Source organism: Kitasatospora sp. NPDC057223 (assembly GCF_042669755.1).
GTDB lineage: Bacteria > Actinomycetota > Actinomycetes > Streptomycetales > Streptomycetaceae > Kitasatospora.
Genome location: NZ_JBHUWW010000162.1, coordinates 1 through 17,457, shown reverse-complemented (window position 1 = coordinate 17,457; position 17,457 = coordinate 1). Strand labels below are relative to the sequence as shown.

11 protein-coding genes are annotated in these 17,457 nt (G+C 73.9%); 5 read left to right on the top strand and 6 right to left on the bottom strand.

Features of this window, described 5'->3' with window-relative positions; all coding sequences use genetic code 11:
* Positions 1-493 (bottom strand): GNAT family N-acetyltransferase (locus tag ACFUK0_RS35450; protein ID WP_380257298.1); only part of this gene is annotated, 493 nt, incomplete at its 3' end.
* A gap of 429 nt (positions 494-922) precedes the next feature.
* On the opposite strand from ACFUK0_RS35450, the gene ACFUK0_RS35445 reads away from it, so the two are divergent.
* Complete coding sequence (locus ACFUK0_RS35445) at positions 923-1,609, top strand: ankyrin repeat domain-containing protein (RefSeq protein WP_380257296.1); 687 nt, start codon at positions 923-925, stop codon at positions 1,607-1,609.
* 63 nt (positions 1,610-1,672) lie between these two features.
* Here ACFUK0_RS35445 and ACFUK0_RS35440 read toward each other — a convergent pair whose 3' ends face one another.
* Positions 1,673-3,328, bottom strand: a complete 1,656-nt coding sequence (locus tag ACFUK0_RS35440) for an FAD-binding dehydrogenase (RefSeq protein WP_380257294.1) — start codon at positions 3,326-3,328, stop codon at positions 1,673-1,675.
* Positions 3,329-3,639: 311 nt separating this feature from the next.
* On the opposite strand from ACFUK0_RS35440, the gene ACFUK0_RS35435 reads away from it, so the two are divergent.
* Entirely contained in the window at positions 3,640-4,560 is a 921-nt protein-coding gene (locus ACFUK0_RS35435; RefSeq protein WP_380257292.1) for an SGNH/GDSL hydrolase family protein, read from the top strand.
* Positions 4,561-4,652: 92 nt separating this feature from the next.
* Here the strand turns inward: ACFUK0_RS35435 and ACFUK0_RS35430 are convergent, their stop codons facing one another.
* The 3 genes from ACFUK0_RS35430 to ACFUK0_RS35420 all read right to left on the bottom strand — a co-directional run bounded on the left by ACFUK0_RS35430 (position 4,653) and on the right by ACFUK0_RS35420 (position 10,222).
* Complete coding sequence (locus tag ACFUK0_RS35430; protein ID WP_380257290.1) at positions 4,653-7,088, bottom strand: lamin tail domain-containing protein; 2,436 nt, start codon at positions 7,086-7,088, stop codon at positions 4,653-4,655.
* A 428-nt stretch (positions 7,089-7,516) separates the two neighbouring features.
* Positions 7,517-8,803 carry a hypothetical protein gene (locus ACFUK0_RS35425; RefSeq protein ID WP_380257288.1) on the bottom strand — a complete coding sequence of 429 codons (1,287 nt, stop codon included), beginning with the start codon at positions 8,801-8,803 and terminating at the stop codon, positions 7,517-7,519.
* A gap of 282 nt (positions 8,804-9,085) precedes the next feature.
* Positions 9,086-10,222 carry a HoxN/HupN/NixA family nickel/cobalt transporter gene (locus ACFUK0_RS35420; RefSeq protein ID WP_380257286.1) on the bottom strand — a complete coding sequence of 379 codons (1,137 nt, stop codon included), beginning with the start codon at positions 10,220-10,222 and terminating at the stop codon, positions 9,086-9,088.
* 321 nt (positions 10,223-10,543) lie between these two features.
* Between ACFUK0_RS35420 and ACFUK0_RS35415 the strand changes: the two genes are divergently transcribed.
* Complete coding sequence (locus ACFUK0_RS35415) at positions 10,544-12,574, top strand: CocE/NonD family hydrolase (protein ID WP_380257284.1); 2,031 nt, start codon at positions 10,544-10,546, stop codon at positions 12,572-12,574.
* A 19-nt stretch (positions 12,575-12,593) separates the two neighbouring features.
* On the opposite strand, the gene ACFUK0_RS35410 is transcribed toward ACFUK0_RS35415, so the two are convergent.
* Positions 12,594-13,553, bottom strand: coding sequence for a hypothetical protein (locus ACFUK0_RS35410; protein WP_380257282.1), 960 nt, complete (start codon positions 13,551-13,553; stop codon positions 12,594-12,596).
* Positions 13,554-13,763: 210 nt separating this feature from the next.
* On the opposite strand from ACFUK0_RS35410, the gene ACFUK0_RS35405 reads away from it, so the two are divergent.
* Entirely contained in the window at positions 13,764-14,882 is a 1,119-nt protein-coding gene (locus ACFUK0_RS35405) for an alpha/beta hydrolase (protein ID WP_380257280.1), read from the top strand.
* Between the two features lie 149 nt (positions 14,883-15,031).
* Positions 15,032-17,407 (top strand): glycosyltransferase family 39 protein, encoded by a 2,376-nt coding sequence (locus ACFUK0_RS35400; RefSeq protein ID WP_380257278.1) that lies wholly within the window; start codon positions 15,032-15,034, stop codon positions 17,405-17,407.
* The last annotated feature ends 50 nt before the right edge of the window (positions 17,408-17,457 follow it).

Here is a 17,457-nt window from a genome sequence, read left to right as displayed (position 1 = left end):
CCACCGAGCCGCCCTCGCGCACCACGAACACGGGCGAGGTGATCTCCCACAGAGCCGCCTCGCCGCTGTCCGCCGGGCCCGCCGCCTGCTCTAGCCCACGCAGAGCCGGGTGGTCCGGGGGCAGTTGCCCGACCGGTGGCAGGCCCGACCCTGGCCGCACCGGCCTGAAGTCCGCGGCGGACAGGTACGCCAGGGCGGCCGGACCGAGCACCCGGGAGACCGGCAGCACCCGGCGCAGCACCTCGGCGTCCGCGACGGCCCCGGGCTCCGCTCCCGCCAGGGCGCCGGAAAGCAGCGCGGCGAGCGCCTCCGTCGGCACCGTCACGACCGCCGACCCGCCCAACGTCACCACGCCGACCCAGCCGGGCGGGCAGAATTCCGACCCCGGCGCGACAACCACCCGCACGCCGCCCGGCGGCCCGAACGACACCGGGCCCGAGGCCTGGTGCTCCCACAGGCCGGCCGCCCTGCGCAGCAGTTCATCGGTCGTCATGCCAGGATCCTGCCCGAGGGCGCGCCCGCTGTCCCGCGCATTTACCCGCCCGCCGGAGCCCGGGACCGGACGTGCTCCTCAACCGATCGGCTGACCCGGGCATCCACCGACGGGAGCACGGAGTCGGGCCGATGCCCCGACCGGGCGGGCCGGCCGGCGGGGCGATGCTGGTGGGGAGCCCCCGCCACAACCCCCGACGGAGCAGCCATGACATACGGGCCACGGCCGACCCACCGCCCGCCCTCCCGCGGTGCGGCAGCATCGGCATCGGCATCGGCATCGGCATCGACCGGACGGTGGCGGCTGGTCCGCCTCGGTGCGGCCGGGCTGGCGGCGCTCGCCCTGGCGGCAGGCTGCGGGGCCGCACCCGGCCGCACACCGGCCGTCGGCACCATCACCGTGGACAGCAGCCCGAAGGAGACCCCGCAGATGCCGAGCCGAAGCCCGGACGGACCCACCCCGGCCACCACCGCCCCGATCACCCCGCCCGCTCCGACCGCCACGACCGCACCCGATCAGGGCGCGGCCGACGCCCGGTTGCTCGCCGCCGCGGGGGCCGGCGACCCGGCCGGGGTGCGGGACGCGCTCGCGGCCGGTGCCCGGACGGAGGTCGCGGACGGGCACCGGCGCACCCCGCTGCTGCTGGCCGCCGCGGGCGACCACGTCCGGGTGGCGGAGCTCCTGGTGGCGGCCGGCGCCGATCCCGACGCGCTGGACGACCGGCACGACACGCCGTGGCTGGTCACCGGGGTCACCGGCAGCGTCGCCATGCTGGAGGCGCTGCTGCCGGCCGGGCCGGACCTGGGCATCGTCAACCGGTTCGGCGGGCTGTCGGTGATCCCGGCCTCGGAACGCGGGCACGTGGAGTACGTCCGCCGGGTCGTCCGGACGGGGATCGACGTGAACCACGTCAACGACCTCGGCTGGACGGCGCTGCTGGAGGCGGTGATCCTCGGCAACGGCGGCGAGCGCCACCAGGACGTCGTCCGGGCGCTGCTCGCGGCCGGCGCCGACCCGGGGATCGCCGACGCCCACGGTGTCACGGCGCTGCGGCACGCCGAGAACAAGGGGTACCGCGCGATCGCCGCGCTGCTGCGCCCGGCCCCGCAGGGCTGAGGACCCGGACGCGGGCGGGGCGGGAGCGCGGGCGCGGGCGCGCGCGGCGGATCAGGCGGCGGATCAGGCCGTGGCGGCCGCCGCCGCCCGGCCGGCCGCGCGGCCGGAGAAGATGCAGCCGCCGAGGAAGGTGCCCTCCAGCGAGCGGTAGCCGTGCACGCCGCCGCCGCCGAAACCGGCCGCCTCGCCGGCCGCGTAGAGCCCGTCCAGCACGCTGCCGTCCGCCCGCAGCACCCGGGAGGAGAGGTCGGTCTCCAGACCGCCGAGCGACTTGCGGGTGAGGATGTTGAGCTTGACGGCGATCAGCGGGGCGGCCTTGGGGTCGAGGATGCGGTGCGGGGTCGCGGTGCGGATCAGCTTGTCGCCGAGGTAGCGGCGGGCGCCGTGGATCGCGGTGACCTGGAGGTCCTTGCTGAACGGGTTGGCCAGTTCGCGGTCGCGGGCCTCGATCTCGCGCAGCAGCGCGGCGCCGTCGATCAGTGCCTGCGGGGTCTTGGCGTTCATGCCCCGGACGAGGTCGGGGACGTTGCCGGCGACCACGAAGTCGGCGCCGTGGCGTTTGAACGCCTCGACCGGACCGGTGGCGCCGGGCAGTGCGCGGCCGAGGACCCCACGGATGCTGCGGCCGGTCAGGTCGGGGTTCTGCTCGGAGCCGGAGAGGGCGAACTCCTTCTCGATGATCTTCTGGGTGAGGACGAACCAGGTGTGGTCGTACCCGGTGGTCATGATGTGTTCGAGCGTGCCGAGGGTGTCGAAGCCGGGGAACAGCGGGACGGGCAGCCGGTTGCCGCGGGCGTCCAGCCAGAGCGAGGACGGGCCGGGCAGGATCCGGATACCGTGCCTGGCCCAGATCGGGTCCCAGTTCTCGATGCCCTCGGTGTAGTGCCACATCCGGTCGCCGTTGATCAGGTTGCCGCCGGCCTCCCCGGCGATGCCGAGCATCAGGCCGTCCACGTGGGCGGGCACGCCGGAGAGCATCCGGGTGGGCGGGGTGCCGAGGCGGGCGGGCCAGGCCTTGCGGACGAGGTCGTGGTTCCCGCCGATGCCGCCGGAGGTCACGATGACGGCCTGGGCCCGCAGCTCGAAGGCTCCGGACACCTCGCGCGAGCTGGCGACGCCCCGTTCGACCGTGCTGGGCACCAGGACCTCGCCGGTGACGGTGTCGGTGACGCCGCCGTTCGCGGCCAGGCCGGTGACGCGGTGCCGGAACCGGATGTCGACCAGGCCGCGGGCGACGGCGGCCCGCACCCGGCGGGCGAAGGGTTCGACGATGCCGGGGCCGGTGCCCCAGGTGATGTGGAAGCGGGGGACGGAGTTGCCGGGGCCGGTGGCGAGCAGCCCGCCGCGCTCGGCCCAGCCGACGACGGGGAAGAAGCGCACCCCCTGGGCGTGCAGCCAGGCGCGCTTCTCGCCCGCCGCGAAGTCGACGTAGGCCTCGGCCCAGCGGCGCGGCCAGGCGTCCTCGTCCCGGTCGAAACCGGCCGTGCCCTGCCAGTCCTGCCAGGCGAGCTCGTGGGAGTCGCGGACCCGCATCCGGCGCTGCTCGGGCGAGTCGACCAGGAAGAGGCCGCCGAAGGACCAGTGCGCCTGGCCGCCGAGGGAGGCCGCGGGCTCCTGGTCGAGCAGGATGACCTTGCGGCCGGCGTCCGCCAGTTCCGCGGTGGCGACGAGGCCGGCCAGGCCGGCTCCGATGACGATGACGTCGGCGTCGAGTGCCATACGGGGGTCCTCCAGGGACGGCGGTGCCGGTGGGTGGGTCCGGGGTGGGTCCGATACTGCGGCCTGTCGATCACCCAGTCAACCGGCCGGTAACAACGGGCCGGGCGAATTTCGCTCCACGGTGGCGCGGAATTCCGTTCGCTACGCCGTGGAGCGTAATTCGGAATACCTTTCTGACCCTTTTTCAGGAATTCCCGCCGATTCTGTGGACGGCCACGAAACCTGGCAGTAACTTACCGAGCAGTAGTAGCTGTGGCCCGGCTCCCGCGCACCCCCACCCACCCTCTCGTTTCTCTCCCCCAGGAGGAACCGTGCTCAGCCCTGCCCGGAAACTCGCGTCCCTGTTGGTCACCGGCCTCGCGCTGCTGGTCACCGTCGCGCTGACCACCACCGACGCGGGCGCCGCCACCGGCTCCCGCCACTACGTCGCCCTCGGTGACTCCTATGCCGCCGGCGCCGGCGTGCCCGGCCAGTCCGCCGGCCTCTGTCTGCGCTCGGACCACAACTACGGCCACCTCGTGGCGGCCGCGCTCGGCTCCGCCGCGTACACCGACGTCACCTGCTCGGCCGCCAAGGTCAAGGCGATGACCTCGGCGCAGTACGACGCGTTCATCCGGGTCAACGACCCGCAGTTGAACGCGGTGACCGCCGACACCGACCTGGTGACCATCGGCATCGGCGGCAACGACCTGGGTGTGGGCGACCTCGGCGTCGGCGAGGTGATCGCCACCTGCATCGCGGGCGCCGTGGTCAACCCGTTCGGCACGCCGTGCAAGGACGTCTACCACCACGGGCACTGGGACTGGAGCAGCTGGTCCTGGCAGTACGGCAACGACGACCTGGCCGACCGCATCGCGGGCGCGGCCCCGCAGCTCTCCGACGTGCTCGCCCGGATCCACGCCAAGGCGCCCGGCGCCAAGGTGCTGGTGGTCGGCTACCCGTCCGTGCTGCCGCAGGACTCGGACGACTGCGTCGGCCGCCAGCCGGTCACCCCGGGCGACGTCACGTACCTGCGCGGCGTGCTCGGCAGCCTGAACTCGATGCTCGCGAGGACGGCCGCCGCGGGCGGCGCCACCTACGTGGACACGGCCGGCCCGACCCGCGGCCACGACGCCTGCTCCGCCGACCGCTGGGTCGAGGGCGCCCTGCCGGGCTCCCCCGCCGTCCCGTTCCACCCCAACGCGGCGGGCGAGCGGGTGATGGCGCAGGCCGTCCTGGCCGCCCTGCGCTGAGCCGCCGGCACGCCGGAGGGACCAGCAGACAGACGGACGGACGGGGCGCGACCGGATCCACCGGCCGCGCCCCGTCCGTCCGTTCAGCCGCGTCAGGGCTTGACGCGCACGATCTGCGGGTCGTGGTCGCTCGCCTGCTGGGCGAACTCACTGTTGATGTGCACCACGTCGTACTTGGCGTAGCCGACCTCGGGGCTCACCAGGATGTGGTCCAGCACCTGCGAGTTGCCCTGGTAGACGTACGAGTACTGCTCCTTCTCGGGCAGCTCGTTCACCAGGTCGCGCAGCACGCCGTCCTTGGTGAGCGCGGACAGCGCCGGGGAGAACTGGTAGTCGTTGAAGTCGCCGACCGAGACGACCTTCGCGGTCGGGTCGGCCGCGAGCAGCTTCGCCACGAAGGCCTGCTCGACGACGGCCTGCTTGCCGCGCTGCACCTCGGAGCTGCGGGACGGGGCCTGGAAGCGGCTGTCGATGCCGAGGTCGCCGCCCTTGCTGTTGAAGTGGTTGGCGATCACGAAGAGCTTCTTGCCGCGGAAGCTGAACTGGCCGACCAGCGGCTTGCGGCTGTTGGCCCAGGCCTCGTTGGCCGGGTCGATCCGGCCGGGCGAGGCGGTCAGCGCGGCGGCGGCGCCGGTGCCGGCCACGTCCACGGCGGTGCGGGTGGCGTCGGCGACCGGGATGTCCGTGAAGGAGATCCGCAGCGGGTTGAAGAGGAACACCTGGCGGATGTTGCCGCCGGGCTCGCCGCCGTCCTTGCCGTCCACCGGGTCGACGGAGCGCCAGTCGTAGGCCGGGCCGCCGGCCGCCTTGATCGCGTCAATGAACTTGGCCACGGTCACGCTCGCGTCGACGGTGCCGTCGCTGGTCGCGCCGTTGTTGTCCTGGATCTCCTCCAGGGCGACGACGTCGGGCGAGCGCAGGTTGGTGACGACGGCCTGGGCCAGCTCGGCGAACTTGCTGTCCGGGTTGCCGGGGGCGAGGTTCTCCACGTTGTAGGTGGCGACGGTCGCCTCGCGGTCGGCGGCCGGGGCGGTGACCTCGCGCTCCAGGTGGTTGTCCTGGAGGGCGCCGATCGTGTTGGCCGCCAGCGTGTAGCCGCCGAAGGAGTTGTAGTCCAGCGGGCCGTTGGTGGCGCCGGTCAGCACGTCACCGACGTTGGCGACCGGGAACGGCTGCTGGGCGACCGGGGCGAGCTGCTGCACCATCAGGCGGCCGACGTTCGGCTCGGCGTACGACTCGTAGAGCACGCCGCCGCGCTTGCTCTTCTGGTCCTGCTTGTCGGCGGCGACCCACAGCTCGTTGTACTTGTCGGTGGCCTGGATCACCCGGGTGTCCTCGACCTGGACGTTCATGCCCTCCAGGGACTCGTAGAAGTCCAGGGTGTACTTCTCCGGCTGCAGCGTCAGGCCCTCGATGGAGCCGCCGGCCGCGTCCTGGGTGTAGGTGCCGGGGATGTTGCGGGTGCTGACCACGACCGGCGCCGGGACGGCGTTGCCGGCGGAGAGCACCGTGACCAGCGGGGCGGTCAGCTGGGTGAGCGACTGCGAGCCGCCGGCGAAGTTCGGGTAGTACTCCGCGACCTTGCCGGTCACCAGCACCGAGTCGCCGACCTTCACGGTCGGGACCTTGCTGCCGGTGTAGACGAACAGGCCCTCGCTGGTCGCCGGGTCGGCGTCGGCGTTCGGGTCCTGGATCCAGAAGCCCTTGGAGCCGTAGCCGCGCACACCGGTGACGATGCCGGGCACGCCGGGGACGGTGTTGCCGAGCTGCGGCGAGACGCGGGTGGTGCCCTGGATGTCGTGGATCCGCAGCGGGCCGGGCTCGGTCGGGCCGGCCGGGGCGCCGGGCGTGGTGCCCTCGGCGGACTCTCCGTAGCTGTTGACCGGGGTCGGGTCGCCGGCCACCAGGTCGGCGGCGTTGTCGTCGGTGTCGGCGAGGTTCGCGCGGCGGGCGACCGAGGCGGTGTTGCTCGCACCGGTCACCGGGGAGCCCTCGCGGACGACGGCGGTGCCGAAGCCGACCAGGTCGCGCACGCGCGGGTCGGCGGCGCAGTCGGCGGCGGTCTTGCAGGTGAGCGGGGCGGTGCCCTGGACGAGGGCGACGGTGCCGGCGGTGCCGGAGAGCGTCAGGCTGCCGGTCGCGTCCGGCGTCGGCAGGGCGACGGTGCCGCCCGCACCGGCCGCCTCGGCGACCAGGTAGCGCTGGCCGGCGGCTATCGAGCCGGTCAGCGGGGTGACGGACCACTGCGAGGTGGCACCCGGGGAGGCCGAGATGTACTGGACGCTCCAGCCGGTGAGACCGAAGGCCGCGCCGCCCTTGTTGGCGAGCTCGATGAAGTCGTTCTTCAGCGTGGCGCCGGAGTTGCCGCCACCGCCGTAGACCTCGGAGATCACGGCGTCCGCGGAGGGCGCGGCGAAGGCGGACGGCAGCGGGACGAGGACCAGCGAGGCCGCCAGGCCGGCCGGCAGCAGGGTCGCGCGCAGCAGCGCCCGGCGGGAGCGGGGGCGGGGAGCAGTGGGCGTGGTCACCGGGGCAGGACTCCTTAAGCTGCCGCGCCATTGCCATGACACGGCGTCCGGGTGCAGCACGATCGCCCGGCCGCCGTGGGGGCGCCGGGGCATGAGGGTGAATCAGGTGGTGCGCGCCGGCGCACTACCCGCGTAGAACGAAGTCCGGTAGCTACCTCGCAGCGCTCAAGATACGCGCGTAGAAAATGACGCGACAAGACCCCTGCGGTTAACTCTTGGGACGGCTGCGCCGACCGGCCTGATCTGCCGTCACCCGGGTCGGGCCCGGTACCGGGGGCCCGCCGTCCCGGACGCGTCCGGACCGGCCGGCCCCCGGTGTCCCCCGGCGGCAGGGCTCGAACCTGCGGCCACCCGCTTTGCTGACAGGCGCTCCACCGCTGAGCTACACCCGGGGACTCCCGGCAGCCTGCCGTCGGGCGGGCCGCCGGTCAAGTCCGCCCGCGCAGGGCGTGCGCCAGCACCGCGTCCCCCTCGGCCACGCCGGCCACGAACACCTCCGTGAGCCGGCTCCCGGCCGCACCCCGCCCCGCGCCCCGGATCGTCCACCCCGCCCTGACCGGATCCACCCCGTGCCGCCGGCACACCAGCGCCACCAGCTCGCCCGGGCACGCCTGCGTACCGGCCACCACCTGCCAGGGCAGCGGCAGGCCGGCCCACACCTCGATCTCTCGGAACCCCTTGTCGCCCACCCACCCCCGCCACGACTCCGGGTCGATCACGTCCAGCACCGGCACCTGCCCGGGGCAGACCGCATCGAGGACCTCCTGCGCGTCCAGGGCCGCCAGCACCTCCAGGTACTGCGCCCGGGCCGCGTTCCAGGCCTTGGCCGCCAGGTTCCACGCGTACGCGTCGTCGCCCGGGCGCGCGAACATGGCGGCCGGCTCGACGGAGCAGCGCCCGTACGCGCGCTCCAGCAGCACGGCGGTCTCCCGCAGGCCTGCGGACCAGCGGCCGACCAGCCGCCCCTGCTGGTGCTCCGTCAGCCGCGCCAGCACCTCCCGGACGGGGTGCACGTGCGCGAGGGCCCACCAGTCCGTACCGGGCGAGGCCGCCAGGCGGGCGAGGAGCAGCTCGGTGACCCGGCGGCCCGCCCACCAGCTGAGCCAGCCCGTCAGCGCCCCGCCGGAGCGGCGGCGGGCGGCCTGGAAGGCGATGAGGCAGGCCGTTCCGAGGTCCCCGGTGGGCCGGGCGGCGTCCAGCAGGGGGAGCAGCCCGCTCTCGGCGAGGGCCGCCGCCCGGCGCTCGCGCTCCGCGACGTCCAGCACGGCCTGCTTCGCCTCCAGCCGCTGGAGGAGCCGGAACCGCTTGTTGTACTGCCGCTTGGACAGCCCCCCGAGGCCCGCCTCCGCGCGGGCCTCCCGGTTCAACCGCCCGTCCCGGAAGCCCGCCGCACCGGGTTCCCGCCCGATCTCCCGGCCGCCGAGCCGGACGGCCCGCGCGACCTGCTCCGGCCCGTCGGCCCCGCCCGCCTCCCCGACGGTGCCGAAGAGTGCTCCCGCCACGGCGAGCTGCCGCCCCGCGCCCACCGGCCGGGGCGCGGGCCCGCTCGTCCGGGCGAACGTCCGCCGCCCGGCCCGGTCCAGCCAGACCGCCTCGTCGGGGGTCGGCGCGGGCAGCAGTTCCCGGACCAGCCGGGCCACGGCCGCCGGGTCCCGGTGCTGCCCGATCGAGGCGCAGATCCGTTCGAGGGCGGCGGCGGGTTCGTCATGAGGCACGGGAGCCAGCATGCCGCAGGCCGTGTGTGCCGCGTCCTCCGGCCTCCAGCGTCGTGGACTTCGTCGGCAGACCCGTGCCGTCGTTCACCGGGGGTGCGGTCGGCGGCTCGGGTACGCGATCCGGGCGTCGCACACCGTGCGCCACCCGTTCGACGGCGACGGGTTCTCGACGGCGCGGGGCCGGGAGCCGCCGACCGGCGGGGACCTGCCGGGCCGGAGCGGCCCCCGCCTCCCCGGAGTCCGACCGGGGTGACGGGGGCCGCTGCGGCGGGTGCCCGGGGATCAGTCGGTGGTGGAGGCCGCGGCGGCGGGGCGGATGCCCGCCGACCACTTCTCCTCGACCTTGCCGAACTTCCAGAAGGCCAGCGCGCCGGCCCAGGTGAGGACGAAGAGGCCGACGATCGCGTAGCCGACCAGGTTGAGGTCGAGTTCGCCGACCCAGGCGACCGGGCCGCTGGTGATGTCGAGCTTCTCGCCGAGCAGGCCGACCAGCTCGATCACCCCGATGACGAGCGCGACGATCACGGACAGGCCGGTGACGGTGAGGTTGTAGTAGATCTTGCGGACGGGCTTGGAGAAGGCCCACTCGTACGCGAAGTTCATGAACGAGCCGTCGATGGTGTCCAGCAGGCTCATGCCGGCCGCGAACAGGACGGGCAGCACCAGCAGGGCGTACCAGGGCAGCGAGAAGGCGGCGGCGCCGCCGGCCAGGACGAGCAGCGAGACCTCGGTGGCGGTGTCGAAGCCGAGACCGAAGAGCAGGCCGACGGGGTACATGTGCCAGGGCTTGGTGACGGCCCTGGTGACCCGGCCGAGGATGCGGTTCATGAAGCCCCGCTTGTCGAGCTGGCGCTCCAGCTCCTCCTCGTCGAACTCGCCGTGCCGCATCTTGCGGAAGACCTTGAGGATGCCGTTGAAGGCGCCCAGGTTGATCAGGCCGATCAGCACCAGGAAGACGCCGGAGACGGTGACGCCGATCAGGCCGGTGGCGGTGTGCAGCGCGGAGTCGTCCGACTCGACCTGTCCGGCGAGGGACTGGATGCCGAAGGCGAGCAGCGCGCAGAGGCCGAAGACGATCGAGGAGTGGCCGAGCGAGAACCAGAAGCCGACCGAGAGCGGGCGCTTGCCCTGGCCCATCAGCTTGCGGGTGGTGTTGTCGATGGCGGCGATGTGGTCGGCGTCGAAGGCGTGCCGCATGCCGAGGGTGTAGGCGGTCAGGCCCATGCCGACGCCGAAGACCTGCCCGCCGACGTCGTAGTGCTGGGGCGCGATCACCGCGATCAGGGTGACCCAGCCGACCACGTGCAGGGCGAGGACGAACCCGCCCATGCCGGCCAGGCGTATCCATTCGTCCCGGGTGAGCCGGTCGCGCCATCGGACCGCGGTGGCGGCGGGGGCGATGGTGGGCGCGCTGGGCATGGCTGCGTCCTCTCGGGACGTGAGGGTGGGCGGGGCAGGCTGAGCCATTTTTCCTCGCCGTGGCAAGTACTTGCAAGTCATGTGCAGGTACTCGGCCAGGGCATCACGTACGGACGGGCGCCCCGACCTGGCCGTGCACCGTGCGAACAGCCGCGCCTCCGGGCCTCCGGGCGCCAGGACCGCACCGCCGGCACCGCCGCCGCGTCCGTCCGCAGGGCCACCGCCCGGCCGGGCAGGGGCGACTGAGCCGCCCGGTACATACGCCGTCAAACGTCACGAGCCCTCATGAAATCGGACATAAAGTCATCTATTGTCTGATTCATGCAGCACCCGACCTCGTACCCTCACCAGACCGTCCGGGAGGACGTACGCATCCCGCTCGCGGACGGAGTCGGACTGTCCGCCCGGATCTGGCGGCCCGTCACCGGGGGGCCGGTGCCCGCCCTGCTGGAGTACCTGCCGAACCGGCTCAGCGACCGGACGGCCCCGCGCGACGCCCAGCGCCACCCCTGGTACGCGGGCCACGGCTACGCCTCGGTGCGGGTCGACGTGCGGGGGTACGGCAACTCCGGCGGCCTGCCCGGCGACGAGTACTCCGCGCAGGAGCTCGCGGACGGCGTCGCCGTCGTCGAGTGGCTCGCCGCGCAGCGCTGGTGCAGCGGGAGCGTCGGCATGTTCGGCATCTCCCGGGGCGGCGGCAACAGCCTCCGGATCGCCGCTCTCGCCCCTCCCGCGCTCAAGGCCGTGGTCACCGTCTGCTCCACCGACGACCGCTACGACAACGACGCGCGCTACGTCGGCGGCTCCCTGCTCGCCGCCGGCATGCACGCCTCGTCCGCCGCCCTGCTGGCCGCCGCCGCCCACCCGCCGGACCCGAAGTACGTCGGCGACGAGTGGCGGCGGATGTGGCTGGAACGGCTCGACGCCGTCGACCCGTTCATCCACTCCTGGCTGGGCCACCAGACCCGCGACGACTACTGGCGCCAAGGCTCCGTCCGCGAGGAGTACGGCGCGATCAGGGCCGCCGTGCTGGCCGTCGGCGGCTGGGCCGACCCCCACCGGGACACCGTCCTGCGGCTCGTCGAGCAGCTGGACGCGCCCGTCCGCGGCCTGATCGGCCCCTGGGCGCACCAGTACCCCGACGAGGGCCTGCCGCCCGGCCCCGCCATCGGCTTCCTCCAGGAGACCCTGCGCTGGTGGGACCACTGGCTCAAGGGCGCCCGCACCGGCGTCATGGAGGAGCCCGCGCTGCGCAGTTGGATCAACGAGTCCGTCCGGCCCGCGACGACGTACGAGATCCGCCCCGGCCGCTGGGCCGGCGACGACTCCTGGCCCTCCGCCGACGTCCGCGACATCCACTACGGCCTCGACACCGCGCTGCGCACCGCCGGCACCGCCTCCGAGGACCGCTTCGTCCACGTCCACTCCCCGCAGCACACCGGCGCCGACGCCGGCCGGCTCTCCCCCCTCGGCAACGCCTCCGACCTGCCGCCGGACCAGCGCGAGGAGGACGGGCGCTCGGTCTGCTTCGACACCGCCCCGCTGCCCGAACGCGTGGAGATCCTCGGCCGCGCCGCCGTCCGGCTGCGGCTGCGGACAGCCGCCCGGCGCGGCCAGGTCGTCGCGCGGCTGTGCGACGTCGCACCGGACGGCTCCTCCACCCTCGTCACCCGGGGCGTGCTCAACCTCTCCGCCCGGCACGGCCGCGACCAGGCCGTCGAGTGGACCCCGGGCGCCACCGAGGACGTCGGCCTCGGCCTGGTGGGCATCGGCCACGCCTTCCCGCCCGGCCACCGCATCCGGCTGTCACTGTCCTCCGCGTACTGGCCCTGGGTCTGGCCGCAGCCGGAGGACGAGGGCTTCGACACCGACCCGGGCCACGGCGTCCTCACCCTCCCCGTCCGCCACCTCGCGGCCGACGCCGGCAACCCCCCGATCGCCTTCGGACCCCCCGAGCAGGCCGCCCCGCTCGCCGTCCACCGCACCGAGCCGCTCACCAGCCGCCCCGAGCGCCTCGTCATCCGGGACGTCGCCGCCGACGAATGGCGCCTGGAGGTCACCCCCGGCCACGGCGGCTCGCGCACCTACCCCGACGGTCTCGTCCACGACGAACAGGCCGTGGAGGCCTACCGCATCCGCTCCGGCGACCCGCTCAGCGCCGAGACCCGCTCCGACTGGACGGTCCGCCTCGAACGCCCGGACATCGGCTGGGACGTCAGCGTCCGCACCCGCTCCGAGATCACCTGCGACGCCACCCACTTCACCACCCACAGCCGGGTGACCGCCCTGGAGGGCGGCTCGGTGGTCTTCACCCGCGAGTGGCAGCGCCGCATCCCGCGCGAGGCGTCCTGACGCGGCGCCGCCCGACGCCCTACGGCAGCGGGTAGGAGCCCTCCGGGACGTCACTCGTGGTGGCGTTGCCGCCGACGGCGGCCTGGAGGGTGATCTCCCAGGTGGTGTACGTGGAGGTGGTCTCGAACGACATGGTGTCGTCGAACTTGGAGAAGTCGCAGTTCTGCGTGAAGGCCTTGGTGCTGCTGTCCCAGTCGGTGCCGCCGGCGAAGTAGATGTCGTAGGTACCGTCCTCGATGCCCTTGACCTTCGCGGTCTTGCCCTTGGCGATGAAGACCGAGTGGACCGACTTGCCGCCCTTGGCGAGTGAGACCACGGCGTCGCTGCCGCCGTCGCCGTTGTCGATGGTCAGCTCGCCCTCGCCGTCGCGGCTGCCCTCGCGGACGAGGGTGCCGTTGTCGAGGGAGCGCTGCTGGAGTTCGCCGGTCTTCGGGACGGTGAGGGTGGCCGGATAGCCGGCGGCGGCGAGGGCCTGGAGGGCGGCCGGCAGGGTCGTCAGCGCCTCCCCCTGGCCGAAGCGCGCGAGGGCGGCGCTGCCGGCGCAGAGCGTGCGGTGGCTGATCTCACTCTGGACCTTGGTGATGTGCTCGGCCAACGCGTCGAGTGCGACCAGCAGTTGACGGTGTGCGGTCGAGGCCGCGGCCGGCTCCACGGCGTCCTCCAGCTCCGCGCTGCCGGAGGTGGCCCTGGCGCGGACGTCCTCCAGCGCGGCACCGAACGCGGTCAGGTCGCCGGCGGCCGGGAGTTTGGCGAGCGCGGCGTCGAGCGGGGCGATCGCCTCCGCCAGGACCGGCCCGTACGGGGGCGTGGTCGGCGTCGGGCTGGGCGTGGGGGTCGGGCTGGCCGACGGCGTGACGGAGACGGTGACGGCCGGTGGCGGCTGGGCGCTCCCGCCGCCGCTGCTGCAGGCGGCCAGCAGGACGACGGCGCAGGCCAGCAGGCCCGCCGTCAGGGCGGGCCGGGCCACGGCCCCGGTCACGGCCTTGGATGTGCCTGCGGTCGTGGTCGTGCGAACTGCGGCCAAGACGTTCCCCCCGTTGCGCTGGCGTCGCGTACCCCCGGCCATGGTCCCGGGCCGTCCGGTACCCGGTCAACCGGGTTCGTGACGGCAGACCGGGCGTGCAGGGGCAGCAGGGGGCGCACAAGGGGCGCAAATGGGGGCGCACATGACGTCCACTACGATCGGTGGGTGCTCAGGCTGACCGGACTCCCGTTGCAGATCATCGCCGTCCTCGCGGCGGTCGCCGTGTTCGCCGCCACCATGTGGCTCTGGCCGAGATTCGGCGGGCGCAGCTGGCGGTCCTGGCTGGGCCGGATCGGCGCGTTCCTGGCCACCCAGCTCGCCGTGCTGGTCGCGATGGGCCTGATCGCCAACGGCTACTTCGGCTTCTACAGCTCCTGGAGCGACCTGCTCGGCTCCGACGGCAAGCCCGGCACCGTCGTCGACCACCAGCCGAACGCCGCCGTCGCGGTGATGGGCGAGCAGAAGGTCTTCTCCGCGCAGGGCTCGGCCCGCGAGCGCTCCGGCCTGATCCAGCAGGTCGACGTCAACGGGAAGGGCAGCGGGCTGAGCAGCGAGGCGTTCGTCTACCTGCCGCCGCAGTACTTCCAGCCCGAGTACGCGCGGCACGCCTTCCCGATGGCGCTGGTGCTGGCCGGCTACCCCGGCTCGGCGGAGAAGCTGATCTCGCTGATGCAGTACCCGGCCTCGACCCTGCGGGCCATCGAGGAGAAGAAGCTCCCGCCGACCGTGCTGGTGCTGATGCGCCCCACCATCGCCGGCAACCGGGACACCGAGTGCGTCGACGTCCCGGGCGGCCCGCAGGTCGAGACGTTCTTCACCTCGGACCTGCCGAAGGCGCTGGCCGGGACCTACCGGCTCGCCGACGACCCCGGCTCGCGGGCCGTCATCGGCAACTCCACCGGCGGCTACTGCGCGCTGAAGTTCGCGCTGCGCCGGCCGGACGCGTACCGCTCCGCGATCTCCCTCTCGGGCTACTACACCGCGCCGATCGACCAGACCACCGGCGACCTGTTCGGCGGCGACCCGAGGCTCAAGCAGGAGAACGACCTGCTCTGGCGGCTGAGGAACCAGCCCGCTGCCCCGGTCTCGCTGCTGCTGGCCACCAGCTACGACGAGAACAACTACCAGGAGACCCAGGCGATGGTCGGCGCGTTCCGGGCGCCCACCCGGCTCTCCACCATCACGCTGGACACCGGCGGCCACAACTTCCACACCTGGACCAGGGAGATCCCGCCGGCCCTGGAGTGGCTCGGCCAGCACCTGACGGTGCCTCAGGAGGCCTGACCCCAGGGCGGATCCGCGCCGGACGGCGGCAGGGCGGCGGTGGGCCGGCAGGCGGCGAGGACGGCGCCCGGCAAGATCCGTACAAGATCACACGCCGCTCAAAGCCCTGTCTCATGAACCTCTCAGGGACCGGGCCGAGCGTATCCCCCATGACCACGACCAGTTCCTTCCCTCCGACCAGCGAACCGTGGCCCGAGGCTGCGAACTTCCCGCCGCCGGAGCTCCCGGCGCGCGCCACGGTCGACGCCCCCTTCCCGCCCGCCGCCCTCCCCGGGACCGGCCCCAAGGGCCCGGCGTCCTGGTCCGGACGGCTGCGGACCCTCCCCGGCCGCGCCTGGCGGGGCCGGGCCGACGACCCGAGCTGGGCCCGGCCCGCGCTGCTGGCCCTGCTGCTGGCCACGGCCGTCCTCTACTTCTGGGGCCTGTCCGCCTCGGGCTGGGCCAACTCGTTCTACTCGGCCGCCGTACAGGCGGGCAGCCAGAGCTGGAAGGCCTTCTTCTACGGGTCCTCCGACGCGGCGAACTTCATCACCGTCGACAAGCCGCCGATGTCCCTGTGGCCGATGGCGCTCTCGGCCCGGATCTTCGGCCTCAGCTCCTGGTCGGTGCTCGCCCCGCAGGTGCTGATGGCGGTCGCCACCGTCGGCACGGTGTACGCGACCGTCCGGCGGCGCTTCTCGCCGCTCGGCGGCCTGGTGGCCGGCGCCACGCTGGCGCTCACCCCGGTGGCGGCGCTGATGTTCCGCTTCAACAACCCGGACGCGCTGCTCGTGCTGCTGCTGACGCTGGCCGCGTACGGCGTGGTGCGGGCCACCGAGACCGCGAGCACCCGGTGGCTGCTGTTCACCGGCGTGATGTTCGGCTTCGGCTTCCTGACCAAGACCCTGCAGGCCTTCCTGGTCCTGCCCGCCTTCGCGGTGATCTACCTGGTGGTCGCACCGACCGGGCTGGGGCGGCGGGTGCGCCAGCTGGCGTACGCCGGACTGGCGATGGTCGCCTCGGCGGGCTGGTGGGTCGCGATCGTGCAGCTCGTCCCGGCGGCCGACCGGCCGTACATCGGCGGCTCGCAGGACAACAACTTCCTGTCCGTGACCTTCGGCTACAACGGCTTCGGCCGGATCACCGGCAACGAGACCGGCAGTGTCGGCGGCGGCGGTGGCGGCGCGGGCGGCGGTGGCATGTGGGGCAGCACCGGCATCACCCGGCTGTTCGACGGTGACATCGGCGGGCAGATCGCCTGGCTGATGCCGGCCGCGCTGATCCTGCTGGCCTTCGGCCTCTGGGCCACCCGCCGCTACCCGCGCAGCGACAGCGCGCGGACGGCGTTCCTGGTCTGGGGCGGCTGGCTGCTCTGCACCGGGCTGACCTTCAGCTTCATGTCCGGGATCTTCCACCAGTACTACACGGTGGCCCTCGTGCCCGCGGTCGCGGCGCTGGTCGGCATGGGCGTGGACGGCCTGTGGCGGGTGCGGCACCGGCTGCCGTACGCGGCGGTGCTGGCCGTCACGCTGGCGGTCACCGCGGTCTGGGCGTACGTCCTGCTCGGGCGCAGCGCGAGCTTCCTGCCGTGGCTGCGGTGGGCGGTGCTGGTCGGCGGTCTCGCGGCGGCCGCCGCGCTGCTGCTGGCGGGCCGGCTGTCCGCACGGCTGGCGACGGTGGTCGGCCTGGTGGGCCTGGCGGCCGCGCTGGGCGGGCCGACGGCGTACGCGCTGGACACGGTGTCCACCGGTCACTCCGGTTCGATCGTGACCGCCGGGCCGCAGGTGCAGGGCTCGGGCTTCGGCGGACCGGGCGGCAACCGGCGCGGGGGCAACTTCGAGCTGTTCGCGCCGGGGCAGATCCCGGGCCAGACCGGCCAGGGTCAGAACGGTCAGGGCCAGGCTCAGGGCCAGCTCCCGGGCCAGACCGGCCAGGGTCAGAACGGCGCCGCGGGCATGCCGCAGGGCGGCTTCGGCGGGCCGGGCGGCACGACCGGCGGCCGGGGTGGGTTCCCCGGCGGCGCGGGCGGCACCACCCGTGGCGGCACGGGCGGCGGCGGCATGGGCGGCCTGCTCAACGGCGCGCAGGTGAGCAGCGAGCTGGCGGCCCTGCTGAAGCAGGACGCCGGGCAGTACACCTGGGTCGCGGCCGCGGTCGGTTCGCAGAACCAGGCCAGCTACCAGCTGGCCACCGGTGAGCCGGTGATGGCCCTCGGCGGCTTCAACGGCACCGACCCGTCGCTGACGCTGAGCGAGTTCCAGCAGTACGTGAAGGAGGGCAAGGTCCACTACTTCATCGGTGGTGGCGGCGGCATGGGCGGCGGCATGGGAGCCGGCACGGCCGGCGGCACGCAGGAGGCGACGGGCACTGCGGGTACCGCGGGCGCACCGGGTACCACCGGCGGCACGGGCACCACGGCCGCGCCGGGCGGCATGGGCGGCTCGTCGGAGTCCAACGAGATCGCCACCTGGGTGGCGTCCAACTTCACCGCCAGGACGGTCGGCACCGCGACGGTCTACGACCTGACGGCCCCGGCCACCGGCTGACCGGTTCGCACGACGGAGGCAGCAGGTGGGGCGGGCCGCGGCAGCGGTCC